Here is a 16320-nt window from a genome sequence, read left to right on the forward strand (position 1 = left end):
GCGATCACCCGGTCGTCCCGTCCTCCATCGAGAACACAAGATTTATGAACCCGTCACTGATCAGAAAGCTGGAAGGCCTCATCGAACGCCACGAAGAAGTACAGGCCATGCTCGGCGAGCCGGACGTGGCCGCGGATCAGGATCGCTACCGCGCCCTGACCCGGGAATATGCCCAGCTGGAAGATATCGTTCACGCTTTCCAGCAATTCCGCCAGGCCGAAGAGAACCTGGAGGCCACCCGCCAGATGCTGGAAGAGGAGGATGCCGACCTGCGCGAGATGGCGCAGGAGGAGCTGCCGCTGGCCAAGGCGACCTTCGAGGAGCAGGAGCAGGCGCTGCAGGTGATGCTGCTGCCGCGCGACCCCAAGGATGACAACAACTGCTACCTGGAGATCCGCGCCGGCGCCGGTGGTGACGAAGCGGCGATCTTTGCGGGCGACTTGTTCCGCATGTATTCGCGCTATGCTGAGCGCCAGGGCTGGCGCGTCTCCATCGTCAGCTGCAACGACGGCGAGCATGGCGGCTACAAGGAGGTGATCGCCAAGGTAGAGGGCGAGCACGTCTACGGCCGCCTCAAGTTTGAATCCGGTGGTCACCGGGTACAGCGGGTGCCGGAAACCGAATCCCAGGGCCGGGTGCACACCTCCGCCTGTACCGTCGCCGTGCTGCCGGAAGTACCGGAAGCCGAGCAGATCGAGATCAATCCCTCGGATCTGAAGATCGACACCTTCCGCGCTTCCGGGGCCGGTGGCCAGCATGTCAACAAGACCGACTCCGCCATCCGCATCACCCACCTGCCCACCGGCCTGGTGGTGGAGTGCCAGGACGAGCGTTCCCAGCACAAGAACCGCGCCAAGGCGATGTCGGTACTCTCCGCCCGTCTGCAGGCGGCCGAGGATGAGCGCCACCGCGCCGCCGAGCAGAGCACTCGCCGCAACCTGGTGGGATCGGGGGATCGCTCCGAGCGCATTCGCACCTACAACTACCCGCAGGGGCGCCTCTCCGAGCACCGCATCAACCTCACCCTCTACCGCCTCGGCGAGATCATGGAAGGGGACCTGGACTGCGTCATCAACCCGATGATCCAGGAGTACCAGGCCGATCAGCTTGCCTCCCTGGCCGAGAGCAACTGATGCAGATCCAGCAGGCTCGCGCCCACATCATGGCGACCCTGGCAGGGGGGGAATCCCCCCGCGCCGATGCCGATGCGCTGCTCTGCCATCTGCTGGAGTGCCGGCGCAGCTATCTGATGACCTGGCCGGAGCGCGAGCTAAATGCCGCCCAGCAGGCGACCCTGCAGGGCTGGCTCGAACGCCGTCTGAACGGCGAACCCATCGCCCACCTGATTGGCGAGCGGGAGTTCTGGTCGCTGCCGCTGAAGGTGAGCCCCGCCACCCTGATCCCGCGCCCCGACACCGAGGTGCTGGTCGAGCAGGCGCTGGCGCGGCTGCCAGCAGGCCCCTGCGCCGTGCTGGATCTTGGCACCGGCACCGGCGCCATTGCACTGGCGCTCAAGTCGGAGCGACCGGATGCCGATGTATGGGCGGTGGACAGGATGCCGGCGGCGGCAGCCCTGGCCCGTGCCAACAGCGCCGCGCTGGGTCTGCCCATCGAGGTGCGCGACGGCAGCTGGTTTGAGCCGCTGGTCGCGCCCTCGTCAAACAAGGCACCGCGCTTTGCGATGATCGTCTCCAACCCGCCCTACATCGATGGTGCCGATCCGCACCTCGACGAGGGGGATGTGCGCTTCGAGCCCCGCTCCGCCCTGGTGGCGGACGAGCAGGGGCTGGCGGATATCCGCATCATCGTGGCGGGCGCGCCGGCTCATCTGCTGCCGGGCGGCTGGCTGTTGCTGGAGCATGGCTGGCAGCAGGGGGAGGCGGTGCGTCAACTCCTGCTGCAACAGGGCTACGTGCAGGTGGAAACCGTGCGCGATTACGGCGATAACGAGCGGGTGACCCTGGGGCGGCTGGCTCAGTGATGATGACGGGCGGGCCTGGCCTGCCTCTGTTCAAGGACACGTTATGTATTTTGCTATCAAACATCTGCACCTGCTGCTGATTGGCCTGGCCGTGCTGATGTTCATGTTGCGCTTCTATTGGCTGCAGACCGGCTCGAGCCGCGCCGCCAGCGCCCGTACCCTTCGGTTGAGCGGCTGGCTCAACGGCCTGGTGGTGCTCTCCGGCGTGCTGCTGTGCATGGTGCTGGATCTCAATCCGCTCAACAACGCCACCCCCTGGCTCAGCGAGAAGCTGACCGCCATTCTGGTGGTGGCCTTTCTGGCCATGATGGCACTGCGCCTGGCCCGCAGTAACGGCATCCGCTGGTTTGCGTTTCTGGGAGCCCTCGGCTGGCTCTTCTTCATCGCCAAGCTGGCCGTCTACAAGCAGGCCAGCCTGTTCGGTTAAGGATGATGACGATGATACGCGTAGACGAATGGACCGATTTCGAAGCCCATGACATCGCCGAGCTGGCGCTGTCGGTGAGCGACGAGATCCATGGCATCAGCGGCCGCGGGACGGCGGAGCTGGCCCGGCTCGACGCCTGGCTGGACGAGGCCATCGAGGAAGGGGATTGCGACCAGGTGCGCCGTCAGCTGCTACAGGGCTTCTACCAGACCTTAGGGTTTCACGGCGACTGGCAGGACTACTTCTCGGTGGCCAACTGCGATCTGGCCCAGGTCCTGGCCCGCAAGCAGGGCATTCCGGTCAGCCTTGGCATCCTCATCATCCAGCTGGGGCGCAAGCTCGGGCTGGACGTGGAGGGGATCTGCTTCCCCGGCCACTTCCTGGTGAGCTTCGCCGGCAGCGAGGGAGAGGTCTATGTGGACCCCTTCACCGGCGATGAGCTGAGCCTGCACCACATCGAGCTGCTGCTGCGCGGGGCCCTCGGCAATCTGGCCACCCTCACCTCGGATCACCTGCAGCCTGCCGGCCAGTGGGAGATCATCGAGCGGCTGCTCAACGTGAGCAAGGGCGCCCTGCTGCGGGAAGACCGGATGACCGAGGCGCTGCGCTGCAGCGAACTGCTGCTGCGGATGAAGCCCGGCGACCCACTGGAGACGCGGGATCGCGGTTTCATCTACGAGCAGCTCGACTGCCCGCGCTTTGCTGCCGACGATTTTGAGTACTTTATTGAACAGTGCCCGGACGATCCGGTGGCCGACGTGCTGAAAGCCCAGCTGGCCGCCCTGGATCTGAGCCCCAAGCCCCTCCACTGAGGGCTGACGGCCCCGCTGCATGCGAGGCCCTGGCCGAATGAAGAGTCCCATGCCGCTGCATGCAAGGCCTGGGAGATGCAACAGACGAGTATCGAGGCCGCGCAGCCCTGGGCTGTGCGGCCGGATGTGGATTCAAGCCCTGCAAGCCCTTTTACCTAAGGAAGCCTGAGATGGAACAGAAGAATATCAAGGTCAATGGCATCGACGTCGCCAACGACAAACCGTTCGTGTTGTTCGGTGGCATGAACGTGCTGGAATCGCGCGACATGGCGATGGCCGTGTGCGAGAAGTACGTGGAAGTGACCTCCAAGCTGGGTATCCCGTTCGTGTTCAAGGCGAGCTGGGACAAGGCCAACCGCTCCTCCATCCACTCCTACCGCGGTCCGGGTCTGGAGGAGGGGATGAAGATCTTCCAGGAGCTGAAAGCGACCTTCGGCATGCCGGTCATCTCCGATCTGCACGAGCCCCATCAGGCCAAACCGGTGGCCGAGGTGGTGGACGTGATCCAGCTGCCCGCCTTCCTGGCGCGCCAGACCGACCTGGTGGAGGCCATGGCCCGCACCGGCAACGTCATCAACATCAAGAAGCCGCAGTTCCTGAGCCCAAGCCAGATGAAGAACATCACCGACAAGTTCGAGGAGTGCGGCAACGACCGTCTGATCCTGTGCGAGCGCGGCGTCAACTTCGGTTATGACAACCTGGTGGTGGACATGCTGGGGCTGGGCGTGATGAAGAAGAGCACCGGCGGCTACCCGGTCATCTTCGACGTGACCCACTCCCTGCAGTGCCGTGACCCCATGGGCGCCGCCTCCGGCGGTCGTCGCGAGCAGGTGGCCGAGCTGGCCCGTGCCGGCATGGCGGTCGGTCTGGCGGGTCTGTTCATCGAATCCCACCCGGACCCCAAGGTGGCCCGTTGCGACGGCCCGAGCGCGTTGCCGCTGGAGAAGCTGGAAGGCTTCCTCAAGCAGATGAAGGCCATCGACGATCTGGTCAAGGGCTTCGAGCCGCTCGATACTTCCATCTGAACCTGGCCCACGCTGGCCCCATAAAAATGCCCCGCACTGCGGGGCATTTTTGTTTTCGCGCTGTTTTTATTTCCTGGGCCAGCATAAATCAATCACGGAATAAATACATTCGGGTTGCCATGGTGTTAATGTTGTTAAATCTGTTGTGTGATTGATGTCTATTAATTGCTTCTTTCAGCATGTGAAAGTAGCCCCTGTTGTGATGAGGGAACGGCACGAACCGGGCGAGATAATTCATATTTCGTCACGGCTTGCTGCATGCGTATTTCTGCCATGACACATCTCATTAAACTGACAGGACGTTAAGAATGCAGAAAAAAATAGTCAGCAGCCTGTATTTTCAGGTGTTGTTAGCGATCACCCTCGGAGTCATCCTGGGACATATATATCCCGACCTCGGAGCGGACATGAAACCGCTCGGAGATGGCTTCGTCAAATTAATCAAAATGATCATCGCCCCGGTTATATTCTGCACCGTGGTGACCGGCATTGCCGGCATGGAGAGCATGAAAGCGGTGGGCAAAACCGGCGCCATCGCGCTGCTCTATTTTGAAGTGGTCAGCACCATCGCCCTCATCATCGGGCTGTGCGTGGTCAACCTGCTGCAACCGGGGGCGGGCATGAACGTCGACCCCGCCACGCTGGACGCCAGCGCCATCTCTGCCTACGCCGAGCAGGCCAAGGCTCAGGGCATCATCCCCTTCCTGCTGGACGTGATCCCGGGTAGCGTGATCGGTGCCTTCGCCAGCGGCAACATTCTGCAGGTGCTGTTATTTGCAGTGCTGTTCGGCTTCTCCCTGCACCATATCGGCGAGAAGGGAAAGGTGATATTCAATGTCATCGACAGCTTCTCCCAGGTTATTTTCGGGATCATCAATATGATCATGCGGCTGGCACCGGTGGGTGCATTTGGTGCCATGGCATTTACCATCGGTAAATATGGTATCGGCTCGCTGGTTCAGCTCGGGCAATTAATCGCCTGCTTCTACATGACCTGCCTGTTGTTTATTTTCCTGGTACTGGGCTCTATTGCCAGAGCGAATGGTTTCAGCATCCTGCGTTTTATTTCCTATATTCGGGAAGAGCTGCTGATCGTGCTTGGTACATCCTCTTCTGAATCTGTATTGCCGCGCATGCTGGTCAAGATGGAGGCGCTCGGTTGCAAGAAGTCGGTGGTGGGGCTGGTGATCCCGACCGGTTACTCCTTCAACCTGGACGGTACCTCCATCTATCTGACCATGGCGGCCATCTTCATCGCCCAGGCCACCAACACCCCGCTCGATCTGTTCCAGCAGATCACCCTGCTGGTGGTGCTGCTCATCTCCTCGAAGGGGGCGGCCGGGGTGACCGGCAGCGGCTTCATCGTGCTGGCGGCCACCATCTCGGCGGTGGGCCACCTGCCGCTGGCCGGGCTGGCGTTGATCCTCGGCATCGATCGCTTCATGTCGGAAGCCCGCGCCCTGACCAACCTCATCGGCAACGGGGTGGCAACCCTGGTGGTGGCCCGTTACTGCGATCAGCTTGACGAGCAGCAGATGCACGAGGCGCTGAGCAACCCGCCGCAAGCCGTCAAGGTGGATCAGCATTGAACCACCGATACCTGCGCCGTGCGCTGCCAGCCTGTCGAGCACGGGTAGCCAACGGGGGTGGGTGAATTCAAGCCATAAAAAAACGGCCCGTTTGGGCCGTTTTTCATGATACCGGTTGGTGCAGAGCGACTTACAGGCTCTGGGTGAAGGTGCGGGTCACCACGTCACGCTGCTGTTCCGGGGTCAGTGCGTTGAAGCGCACGGCGTAGCCGGAGACGCGGATGGTCAGCTGCGGGTACTTCTCCGGGTTGGCGATGGCGTCTTCCAGAGTCTCGCGACGCAGGACGTTGACGTTCAGGTGCTGGCCACCTTCGACGGCCGGCTCGGCTTGTACCGGCAGTTCACGGTATTCGAACTGGCCCAGGTCGGAGAGGCTGACTTCCTGATCGGCGGCAAAGGCATCACCCTTGGCGCAGATGCAGCGAGCCTGTTGCTTCTCTTCGTCCAGCAGCCAGAACGAGTTCAGCAGAGCGGCGTTGGCAGACTGGGTGATTTGGATGCCCTTGATCATGGTATGACTCCTCATAGGAAAGCGGATTCAACTGTAAGGACATTACCCTGATGTATTTAAACCACCGGGATGATTTAAAGGGCCCTTGCCTTACACCTTTACTTTGTTGGGTCATATATACCACGATGGTAATATTACGAAAATTGATCTAAATCAAAAAATACGCGATTTGTGCGGATGTGAAGGGATTAAATTATTGAGATTAATCAAAAATAGGTCATTTTTCTGATTATGAAAGATATCCAAATTATGCATCTTTCATTAATTAAATCTAGTAATTTAACTACATCTTTTCGTGTTCCAGCCCGCTCGAAGCTGGATTCGCCATACAGTAGGCGAAGGGGATAAGCCAATGATGGGGGTACGCCAAAAAGGTGAAGGAGAGGCTTAACCAAGGCAAGAGAGGGCGATGGGGGTCGGCAGGTAAGCGGGAGAGTGGCCCAGCCATCGCCAGACCAGGCCATGGGGAGTTGCGTGGGAGTTCAGTGCCGACCTCTTGCTCACCCGAAGATGGCCAGCGGCGACCGAAAGGTGAGCGCGGTGGCCACGGCTTGGCCGGGAGAAGGAATCCGCAGGGGCATCCTGGTTGCGTCTTGGGGGCTGGCCCCCTATCCTGAGCCCCTTGCTGCATTAATGGGGGCAGGGGGCGCGTGCTGGCCGATTGGCCTGCGTAAAAAGCAAGGTGACCCCGGGCCTGCCGTATTCATCGAGGATGGTGGCGTGCTGCGCTGTGCCCGTGTGGGTGGACAGGGCGCAGGCCATCCATCCGGCCCTGTATATCGAGGAGAGAGGCGCACCGACCTGCACGCATGAGCGGCCGGGTCGAAATAAGCGCCTCCCCCGACAGATTCAATGAGGAGATTGGGGTGCTGACCTGGACTGATGTGATTGGCTCCGAGAAGGAGCAGGACTATTTCAAGGCAACCCTGGCGACCGTCAGGAGCGAGCGGGAGGCGGGCAAGGTGATCTACCCGCCGGCCACCGACGTGTTCAACGCCTTCAAGCTGACCGAGCTGGATCAGGTCAAGGTGGTGATCCTGGGCCAGGATCCCTATCACGGCCCGAACCAGGCCCATGGCCTCTGCTTCTCCGTTCTGCCCGGCGTGCGCACGCCCCCCTCGCTGGTGAACATTTACAAGGAGATGCAGCGGGATCTGCCGGGTTTTGTCACACCCAATCACGGTTTTCTGGAGTCCTGGGCCACCCAGGGGGTATTGCTGCTCAATACCGTGCTGACGGTGCAGGCGGGCCAGGCCCATTCCCATGCCCATCTGGGTTGGGAGACCTTCACCGACCGGGTCATCGAGCAGATCAACGCCAGCTGTCAGGGGGTGGTCTTCCTGCTGTGGGGCGCCCACGCCCAGAAGAAGGGGCGTTTCATCGACCGGAGCCGCCACCACGTGCTGAGTGCCCCCCATCCCAGCCCGCTCTCGGCCCATCGCGGCTTCATCGGCTGCGGCCACTTCTCCGAGACCAACCGCTTGCTGAGCCAGCAGGGGATGAGCCCCATCAACTGGCACTCGGTCTGCGAATAACGCGGGGGCAGACAGCCGTGATTTGCTCCGTCGGGAGGGCTGGGCAGCATGCGCCATTGGCCGTTTTCTCTGCAGCTGACTTGATTGAGTGCAAAGTCGGCGCGATAAATGGCCGTATACTCGGATCAGAATCGTTTCATTTCAGCGCAAGGAGTGCCCATGTTAGCGAGTCTGCACAAGGATCATCTCAACATCGCCCGGCTGCTGGGTCTGCTCAAGCAGAAGCTGGCGGCCATTCGCAGCGAAGAAAGGGTCAGCTATTTCCTGATCCGCGATGTGGTGGATTACCTGCGGGAGGTATCGGACAAGTATCACCATCCGAAGGAAGACATCATTTATGACTATTACCTCAAGTACCGGGTAGTGGAAGGGGATGTGGCCAACCGGCTGCAACAGGAGCATGCCAAGCTGGTGGAGGCCGGTGCCGAGCTCAGGGAGATGGTGGAGATGATCCTGATGGATGCGGTCATTCCGCTCGATCAGTTCACCGCCAAGCTGGAGCAGTTCGTGGCGCTGCAGGAGGCGCACATGAACTACGAAGAGGGGGTCATCTTCCCCCATCTGCGCGACTCGCTGACCGAGGATGACTGGCGTCACCTCGAGCAGGTCTGGCAGAACCGCGCCATCGGGGATCCCCTGTTCGGGCCCGAGATCAGCCAGCACTTTCAGGATCTGGCCAGGCGCCTGTCGCTGCCGATCTCTTCCTGAGGATCGACACTCTCTTGAAAAACAAGGCCCCGGTTAACCGGGGCCTTGTTTTTACAGTTCGATCTCGTCTGAGAGACCTTCGTAGGCGATGTCGATGGATTGCAGCTCCTTCTGCAGGCGATGCTTGTCTTTCAACGCCTCTATCTCACGCCATTTACGTTTTTTTCCCGTTGTCCCGCGGCTACGTGAACCGAGCTCAACTACATCTTCATAATCGAAGTTGAACATTTCCATGGCTCCCTCCTTGGTTATTCTCGTTTTCACCATCCGTATAACATACCGGCATTGAAAATAAAACGTTTTCGTGACGAACCCATGACAGCGGATCCTGCGCCCATAAAAAAACCGGGTGCCCTTGCGGGAACCCGGTTTTTGTCGGCAGATGGCGCAGCGATCAGAGGCGGCTGGCCAGCATGGTTTCCAGCTTGCCCTGGTCGATGGCAAACATGCGGATGCCTTCGCCCAGCTTCTCGTGAGCCATGGCGTCCTGGTTCAGTTCCCAGCGGAATTCGGCCTCGGTCATCGGGGTCGGTTTGGCCTTGCGCTCGCCGGTGTAGTCCAGCTTGCGAACCACGGCACCTTCCGCCTTGCTCAGCTCTTCCAGCAGGGCCGGGCCAATGGTCAGACGGTCGCAGCCGGCCAGTTCCAGGATCTCGCCGGTATTGCGGAAGCTGGCACCCATGACCACGGTCGGGTAGTCGTGCTGTTTGTAGTAGTTGTAGATGGAGGTGACGGAGACCACGCCCGGATCTTCGCTGGCGGTGTAGTCACGGCCGTTCTTGGCCTTGTACCAGTCGAGGATGCGGCCCACGAACGGGGAGATCAGGAAGGCGCCGGCTTCGGCACAGGCACGAGCCTGGGCGAAGGAGAACAGCAGGGTCAGGTTGCACTGGATACCCTCTTTCTCCAGTACCTCGGCGGCACGGATCCCCTCCCAGGTGGAGGCCAGCTTGATCAGGATGCGATCGTTGCTGATACCGGCGTCGTTGTAGAGACGGATCAGTTTGCGGGCCTTGGCGATGCTGGCCTCGGTGTCGAAGGAGAGACGGGCGTCCACTTCGGTGGAGATGCGGCCCGGGACGATCTTCAGCACTTCCAGACCGATGTTGACCGCCAGCTTGTCGCCCGCGTCGATGATTTGCTGTGCCTTGTCCTGGCTCTGGGCCTTGGCCCAGGTGACGGCGTCTTCGATCAGCGCCGCGTACTCGGGGATCTCGGATGCCTTCAACACCAGAGAGGGGTTGGTGGTGGCATCGATGGGCTGGTAGCGCTTGATGGCTTCGATATCGCCGGTGTCGGCGACAACTGTGGTCAGGGCTTTCAGCTGGGTTAATTTATCGGCCATGGCAAATATCATCTCTTTATGAGGGCGCACTCTCTTGGTGAGGACGCAGGCTCGGGGGTGGCGGGCGTGAGACGACAGTTCTGAAATAAAATTACAAAATCCCGGCGACTCAGGCTCAGAAAAGCGCGATGGGCGGGCCCCATCGTCATTGCCTGCCTAATTAATACGGATGTGGCTCATCCTGCAATAGGGGGGGCTGTATGCTTATCAGCCACTCCCTGGCGCAGGCGGGAAGGAGTGGATAAAAGTGTTTGATAAAAAACGACTTTTATCTGTTTTTAGTCGCTGAAATTATCCTTAGTCAAAAACAACTTTTTTGGTTGATTATCTGTTTTGTGCCCTCGATCACATAAATTGTGTGGTCAGCCACTTGAAATTTTATTACGTGTAAAACGTTTGGCGAAAGCGGGCCGTTTTGGCTGCCCGGATGGGTAAACGCTTGCGTAATGGTTTGCCTCCTTTTTGCCGGTTATACCTCTATGTAGATAATTGCCAAAAGGTTTTCTTATGGGTCTAATTTGTTGGCCGATTGATTGGATTCTCAGTTTTGTTGAAATTTTGCGAGTTAAATGAAGCTTTATTGCGCTAAAACGCTCGTTTTTTGTTTCCGTAGTGATCCCGATCACTATTCTGAACTCCTTCGCTATGCTAGATTCCGCCCCTTTAGTGAACCGCAAATTCAGAAATCGACAGCAAGGGGTCAGCGCAGACTGACCATGGATGTGATAACAACGAGAGAAATATGGACACCTTGATCGCAATGATTAACGACCTGATGTGGGGAGCCGTGCTCATCTACCTGCTCATCGGCGTCGGCATCTTCTTTACCTTCCGTCTGGGTTTTATCCAGGTCCGCCACTTCGGCCACATGTTTTCCGTTTTGCGCAACAGCCGCAAATCAGACAAGGCCGGTATCTCCTCCTTCCAGGCCCTCTGTACCAGCCTTGCCGCCCGCGTCGGCACCGGCAACCTGGCCGGTGTGGCGGTGGCCATCTATCTGGGTGGCCCGGGCGCCATCTTCTGGATGTGGCTGATCGCTTTCATCGGCATGGCGACCGCCTTCGTCGAAAGCACCCTGGCCCAGCTCTACAAGGTCAAGGATGAGGATGGCAACTACCGTGGCGGCCCCGCCTACTACATGGAGAAGGGGCTCGGCATGCGCTGGATGGGGGTGCTGTTCTCGCTCTGCCTGATCCTGGCGTTCGGTCTGGTGTTCAACGCGGTGCAAGCCAACTCCATCAGCCTGGCGATGAACGTGGCCTTCGGCATCCCCGACTGGGTCAGCGGTCTGGCTCTGGTGGTGCTCTCCGGCCTCATCATCTTCGGCGGCATCCGCGGCATCGCCCGCTTCGCCGAGCTGGTGGTGCCCTTCATGGCACTGGCCTACATCCTGATGGCGCTGTTCGTGGTGCTGGTCAACATTCACGAGCTGCCGGGTGTGTTCAGCCTCATCATCAAGTCCGCCCTCGGCCTTGAGCAGGCAGGCTCGGGTGCGCTGGGTTACGCCATCTCCCAGGCGATGATCAACGGCATCAAGCGCGGCCTCTTCTCCAACGAAGCGGGCATGGGCTCCGCCCCCAACGCCGCCGCAACTGCGACCCCCTATCCGCCGCACCCGGCCTCCCAGGGCTATGTGCAGATGCTGGGGGTGTTCCTCGACACCATCGTCATCTGTACCTGTACTGCCGCCATCATCCTGATGTCCGGCCAGTTTGAGCCTGGCTCAGGCATCACAGGTGTTGAGCTGACCCAGCGGGCGCTCTCTTCCCAGATCGGTGGCGGTGGCAACATCTTCATCGCGGCGGCCATCTTCTTCTTCGCCTTCACCTCCATCGTGGCGAACTACTCCTACGCCGAGACCAACCTGGTGTTCCTCGAGCACAACCACAAGGGCGGCCTGATGCTGTTCCGCTTGTTCGTGCTGGGCATGGTGATGTTCGGTTCGGTGGGCGAGCTGCCGACCGTGTGGGCCATGGCGGATGTCTCCATGGGACTGATGGCCATCGTCAACCTGGTGGCCATCCTGCTGCTCTCCGGGGTGGCCATCAAGCTGGCCAAGGATTACAACGACCAGCTCAAGCTGGGCAAGCTGCCCACCTTCGACGCCAACAAGTACCCCGAGATCCGCAGCCAGCTGGAAGAGGGGATCTGGGACAATCCGGCGCAAAACAGCAAGCAGGCATAAGCCTCGCAGTCGCCGTTGTCTGATAACAAGGGGAGCCATGGGCTCCCCTTTTGTTTGGGCGCCGTTTCATCGCCGTCAGCTGTGGGCATCCCAGCGCCGGTAGAGCTGGCGCAGTCGTCGCCGTACCTTGTGCAAGGTGTGTTGACGCTGCCTGGCCGTCACCTGTGGGCATCCCAGCGCCGGCAGATCTGGCGCAGTCGTCACCGTACCTTGTGCAAGGTGTGTTGATGCTGTCTGGCCGTCAGCTTTATGCATCCCAGCGCCGGCAGATTTGGCGCAGCCGGCGCCGCAACTGGCGCAGGGTGCGTTGGCGCTGAATGGGTGACAGCGGGGCATAACGCCAGCGCCGGTAGAGCCAGGCCCCCTGTCGCAGCGGCCGCGCCAGCGAGGGTCTGAGATCGGCGAGGCGCTCGCACCAGCTGGCCAGGCTCTCTCCTGCCAGCGGTTGCCAGCCGTGGCGGGCGGCGCGCCGGCGCAGGGGCTGCCATAGCCGCAGTCTCGCCGGGGTCGGGCCACGCCAGAGCAGCAGCCCGCCCACCAGAGTCGCCACCCCCGACAGGGCGGCCAGAATAAGCCAGTGGGTATGGCCTGAGAGCGCCGGCCAGCGTTGCCCCAGCTGTTGCCACAGGCTGGCCGCATCATAGTTGAGTACCCAGCGGGTCCATTGGTAATCAAGGTTGGCCCCCCACCAGCGCAGCTGGTTGAGCAGGGCCCAGTTGCGATAGCGTTGCAAAGAGAGCGGGTCAGCGGCGGCGAACTCGCCAGCCAGGGCCGCCGGCACGCCCCCCTCGATGCGCTGGGGCGCCACCGCGGCGGTGGGGTCGAGCCGCTGCCAGCGGTTCTGTTCATCCAGATACTCCACCCAGGCGTGGGCATCGAACTGGTGCACCTCCAGATAGTTGCCCCTCGGATTCCACTCGCCGCCAAGGTAGCCGGTCACCAGCCGGGCCGGGATGCCGGCCGCCCGCAGCACGAAGGCGGTGGCCATGGCGTAGTGGCCGCAAAAGCCGCGCCGGCTCTCGAACAGAAAATCATCCACCCCGTCCTGCCCCAGCCGTGGTGGCTGTAGGGTGTAGTAGAAGTCGCCCTGACGAAACTCGCCCAGCAGGGCGGCGGCGAACTTCTCTGGCGCCGGATGGCGGGCCTTGAGCATCAGGGCGTGGGCCCGCGCCTTGGGGTTGCCGCCGGCAGGCAACTGCAGGTTGAGCTGGTGGGTCGCCTGGCTGGCTGGTGGCGCCGTGGCGGCCGTGCTGACCCGGTAGCTGACGCGGCCATCCCCCCGATCGCGACGATAGAGGGTGGCGAGGGGGCTCAAGGTGACCGGGCCGCTTAATATTTCGGGGCCGGCCAGGGCCAGGGTCCAGCGGTGGCGCTGGGGCTCGGCGATCACCTGATAGCCGCCGGCAGGCAGCGGTGTCGCCGGGTTGGCCGCCGGCTGCGTCTGCACGGATTGGGACTGTTGCCAGCGGCGCACCTCATCGCTTAACAACCAGCGGCGGCCATCGAACAGCTCCTGGCGCATCAGCGGGAAGTAGCGCTCCTGGGGCAGGGGGGGCGCTGAGGCGAAGCTGATGCGAAAAGCCAGCTCGGAGGAGTTGACCAGCTCGCTGATGTCGCCGGGGGCTACCTCCTCCGAGAGGCCGGAGAGGGCGCGGTTGCTGCTTGGCATCTGCCAGAGCGGCGGTAGCCTTGGCAGCAGCAGAAACAAAGTGAGCAGCAGGGGGGCGGCCAGCAGCAGGGTGACGCCGGCGCGCAGCCACAGCCGTCGGCCGAGAGGTTGCACCGCCGCCAGCAGGGTGGTGACTGCCAGCCAGAGTGCCCCCGCCATCGCCAGGGCCCAGCCCATGCTTTGGCGCTGCACCAGTGCCAGCGCGACCAGAAAGAAGGCGAGCAGCAGCACCTGCTCCACATCCCGCTCCCGCCGTACCTCGATGAGCTTGAGACCGTAACCGAGCCAGAGCAGGTTGATGAGGGCCGGCAGGGTGCCGAGCTGGCGCCACTGCCAGCCCAGCAGCGCCACGCCCAGTATGGCCAGCAGTGCCAGCACGGCGGCGGGCGGCGGGCGCCAGCCCCGCCACAGCATCATGGTCCGCACGCCCAGGGCAAGCAGCGAGACGGCCATCACCCAGAGCTGCAGCTGGGGCCAGAGTGCCGGGATCAGCAGCAGTTGCAGCAGGGCGAGCAGCGGCAGCAGGCGCCGGTTATCGAGCAGCATCGAGGTCTGTCTCCGGCATCGGCTCCCGGGCGTCGAGGCGGGCCAGTGCCAGTTGGCAGCGCTGCAAAAAGGCGGGGCCGCTGTCCGGCCCGAGCGTTCGGCCCGCCAGGGTCAGGCTGAAGGGAATGCCCCGCTTGGCATAGTCGCCACACCACCAGGCGAGCACCGCCAGCCTCGCTTCGAGATCCTGCTCGCCAACCCGGGAGAGGGAGAGGTGGGTATCATCCTGTCCCGGCTCGCAGAACTGCTTCACCAGCAGGCCGCGCCCCTGGGCGAGCTGTTTCCAGGCAACCCGGCTGAGCGGCTCCCCGCTCTGGTGGGCCCGCAGCATGTCGAAATCTCCCATCGAGGCCGGGGTGGGTTGTCCCCGGTTGCCCGCCGCGTCGGTCGCGGCCTCCCCGCGCAATGGGCCGTACGCAGGGGCCGGGGCGAGCCAGCCCTCCAGTTGCAAATCCAGCTGCGACCAGCAGCGAAACAGGCCGAGGGGGTAGCGGCTCTCCACCCGCAGCCTCTCCAGCGGCAGTCGCCCGCGCCGGCTACCCAGCACCGGCAGGAGCAGAGGTTGGGGCACCGCATCCACCTGTGCCAGCCAGAGCCGCCCTTCATTGAGGGAAAACTGCAGTGCCTGCAGCGGCCGTTCGCTGCGCACCGTAATGCGCATGGGCAAGGGGCTGCCCACCTCTCCCAGCACGGCAGGCCCCCCCAGCAGGGCCAACCCCAGCAGGTTGCGGTGGGTGAGCCACATGGTGACCATGAACAGGCTGCCGAGGCCGTAGGCCAGCAGCAATACCAGGTTGTTCTGGTAGTTGGTGCCGAGCAGATAGATGGCCAGCATCACCAGTAGATAGCAGAGGCCGAGCCGGGTGGGCAGAATGAACAGGCAGCGCCCCTGCAGGGTGAGCTGGCGCGCCGGCGGGATGCGCCTGGCCAGCCAGCCTTGCTGCCACCTGGCTCTGCGCTGGCGCCAGTTCATCAGGGTCGATCCGGATCGACCCGGGCCAACAGGCGCTGGCTGAGCGGGCAGGCTTCACCGCGCTGCACACCAAAGCTCCCCCTTAGCCTGTGCTCGGCCACATAGGGGAAGACCGCCTGCACATCCTCCACGCTGACGAAGCGGTGGCCCGCCACCAGCGCCCAGGCCCGGCTCACCGCCAGCAGAGTCTGGGCGGCGCGGGGTGAGAGCGGCTGCGGCAGCTCGGCGTCGAAGCGGCTCTGCTGCACCAGTGCCAGCAGGTAGTCGAGGGTGGCATCGGCGAGGTGGATCTGCGCCGCCTCGGCCTGCAGGGCGGCAAGATCTGCGGCATCGAGCTGGCGTTCGAGGGGAGCGCTCTGACTGGCCCCACGCAGCAGCCGCCGCTCCGCCTCCGGGGTCGGAAAGCCCAGAGAGAGGCGCACCGCGAAGCGATCGAGCTGGGATTCCGGCAAGGGGTAGGTGCCCGATTGATCCGCCGGGTTCTGGGTAGCGATGACGAAGAAGGGGGAGGGGAGCGGGTGGCTCTGCCCCTCGATGCTCACCTTGCCCTCGGCCATGGCCTCCAGCAGGGCGCTCTGCACCTTGGGGCTGGCGCGGTTGATCTCGTCCGCCAGCAACACCTGGGCAAAGACGGGGCCGGGGTGAAAGCGAAACTGCTGCTGCTGGGGGTCAAAGATCTGCAGCCCCAGCAGGTCGGCCGGCAGCAGATCGGCGGTGAACTGCACCCGCCGGCAGTCGAGCCCCAGCACTTGCGCCAGGGCGTGGGCCAGGGTGGTCTTGCCCATGCCGGGCAGATCCTCGATCAGCAGGTGGCCGCGAGCCAGCAGGGTCACCAGGGCTATCTTGAGCTGCAGCGGCTTGCCCAGGATCACCTGCTCCAGCGCCGTCAGCAGCCGGGTTATCTGTGGTTGTGTCTGCACGGGTGCCTCCCCTCGGTGTCGTTGCCCCTACAGCTTAATACGCCAGTTCGGTGGCAAGAGGATAAGTTGCAGATAACCCATTGAATCCGGATGA

General features: G+C 62.2%; 15 protein-coding genes. 9 read left to right on the forward strand and 6 right to left on the reverse strand.

Annotation, left to right across the window (positions count from 1 at the left end; translation table 11 throughout):
- Positions 1–44 precede the first annotated feature (44 nt).
- The 6 genes from prfA (at position 45) to CK627_RS10045 (ending at position 5834) form a co-directional block, all read left to right on the forward strand.
- The gene (gene prfA / locus CK627_RS10020; RefSeq protein WP_010633225.1) at positions 45–1133 is read left to right on the forward strand and encodes a peptide chain release factor 1; all 1089 of its coding nucleotides are present in this window, start codon (positions 45–47) and stop codon (positions 1131–1133) included.
- Positions 1133–1981, forward strand: coding sequence for a peptide chain release factor N(5)-glutamine methyltransferase (gene prmC / locus CK627_RS10025; RefSeq protein WP_095592244.1), 849 nt, complete (start codon positions 1133–1135; stop codon positions 1979–1981). The genes prfA and prmC overlap by 1 nt, the downstream gene beginning before the upstream one ends.
- A gap of 43 nt (positions 1982–2024) precedes the next feature.
- A complete protein-coding gene (locus CK627_RS10030; protein ID WP_010633227.1) occupies positions 2025–2408 on the forward strand; it encodes a SirB2 family protein in 384 nt (127 codons plus the stop codon).
- 11 nt (positions 2409–2419) lie between these two features.
- Entirely contained in the window at positions 2420–3220 is an 801-nt protein-coding gene (locus CK627_RS10035; RefSeq protein ID WP_005298477.1) for a SirB1 family protein, read from the forward strand.
- Positions 3221–3390: 170 nt separating this feature from the next.
- A complete protein-coding gene (gene kdsA / locus CK627_RS10040) occupies positions 3391–4245 on the forward strand; it encodes a 3-deoxy-8-phosphooctulonate synthase (protein ID WP_005298479.1) in 855 nt (284 codons plus the stop codon).
- A gap of 308 nt (positions 4246–4553) precedes the next feature.
- Entirely contained in the window at positions 4554–5834 is a 1281-nt protein-coding gene (locus tag CK627_RS10045) for a dicarboxylate/amino acid:cation symporter (RefSeq protein WP_017787920.1), read from the forward strand.
- A gap of 130 nt (positions 5835–5964) precedes the next feature.
- Here the strand turns inward: CK627_RS10045 and grcA are convergent, their stop codons facing one another.
- Positions 5965–6345, reverse strand: a complete 381-nt coding sequence (grcA, locus tag CK627_RS10050) for an autonomous glycyl radical cofactor GrcA (RefSeq protein WP_005298483.1) — start codon at positions 6343–6345, stop codon at positions 5965–5967.
- Positions 6346–7211: 866 nt separating this feature from the next.
- Here grcA and ung point away from each other — a divergent pair.
- On the forward strand, positions 7212–7880 hold the full coding sequence (gene ung / locus CK627_RS10055; RefSeq protein WP_017765029.1) for a uracil-DNA glycosylase: 669 nt from the start codon (positions 7212–7214) through the stop codon (positions 7878–7880).
- A gap of 159 nt (positions 7881–8039) precedes the next feature.
- Positions 8040–8588, forward strand: coding sequence for a hemerythrin domain-containing protein (locus tag CK627_RS10060; RefSeq protein WP_042049975.1), 549 nt, complete (start codon positions 8040–8042; stop codon positions 8586–8588).
- Positions 8589–8639: 51 nt separating this feature from the next.
- Here the strand turns inward: CK627_RS10060 and CK627_RS10065 are convergent, their stop codons facing one another.
- On the reverse strand, positions 8640–8822 hold the full coding sequence (locus CK627_RS10065; RefSeq protein WP_005298488.1) for a DUF3545 family protein: 183 nt from the start codon (positions 8820–8822) through the stop codon (positions 8640–8642).
- Between the two features lie 160 nt (positions 8823–8982).
- Positions 8983–9933 carry a transaldolase gene (gene tal / locus CK627_RS10070; RefSeq protein ID WP_010633233.1) on the reverse strand — a complete coding sequence of 317 codons (951 nt, stop codon included), beginning with the start codon at positions 9931–9933 and terminating at the stop codon, positions 8983–8985.
- Positions 9934–10675: 742 nt separating this feature from the next.
- Here tal and CK627_RS10075 point away from each other — a divergent pair.
- The gene (locus CK627_RS10075) at positions 10676–12118 is read left to right on the forward strand and encodes an alanine/glycine:cation symporter family protein (protein ID WP_005298492.1); all 1443 of its coding nucleotides are present in this window, start codon (positions 10676–10678) and stop codon (positions 12116–12118) included.
- A 247-nt stretch (positions 12119–12365) separates the two neighbouring features.
- Here the strand turns inward: CK627_RS10075 and CK627_RS10080 are convergent, their stop codons facing one another.
- From CK627_RS10080 to CK627_RS10090, 3 genes are read right to left on the reverse strand one after another with little or no spacing between them, the layout of a single operon-like run.
- Positions 12366–14333: a transglutaminase TgpA family protein gene (locus CK627_RS10080; protein ID WP_095592245.1), complete on the reverse strand. Its 1968-nt coding sequence runs from the start codon at positions 14331–14333 to the stop codon at positions 12366–12368.
- Positions 14320–15306, reverse strand: coding sequence for a DUF58 domain-containing protein (locus CK627_RS10085; protein WP_095592246.1), 987 nt, complete (start codon positions 15304–15306; stop codon positions 14320–14322). Before CK627_RS10085 ends, CK627_RS10080 begins: the two co-directional genes overlap by 14 nt.
- On the reverse strand, positions 15306–16226 hold the full coding sequence (locus CK627_RS10090) for an AAA family ATPase (RefSeq protein WP_095592247.1): 921 nt from the start codon (positions 16224–16226) through the stop codon (positions 15306–15308). Before CK627_RS10090 ends, CK627_RS10085 begins: the two co-directional genes overlap by 1 nt.
- Positions 16227–16320 lie beyond the last annotated feature (94 nt).

The sequence above is a fragment of the Aeromonas dhakensis genome (assembly GCF_002285935.1).
Taxonomy (GTDB): Bacteria; Pseudomonadota; Gammaproteobacteria; order Enterobacterales; family Aeromonadaceae; genus Aeromonas; species Aeromonas dhakensis.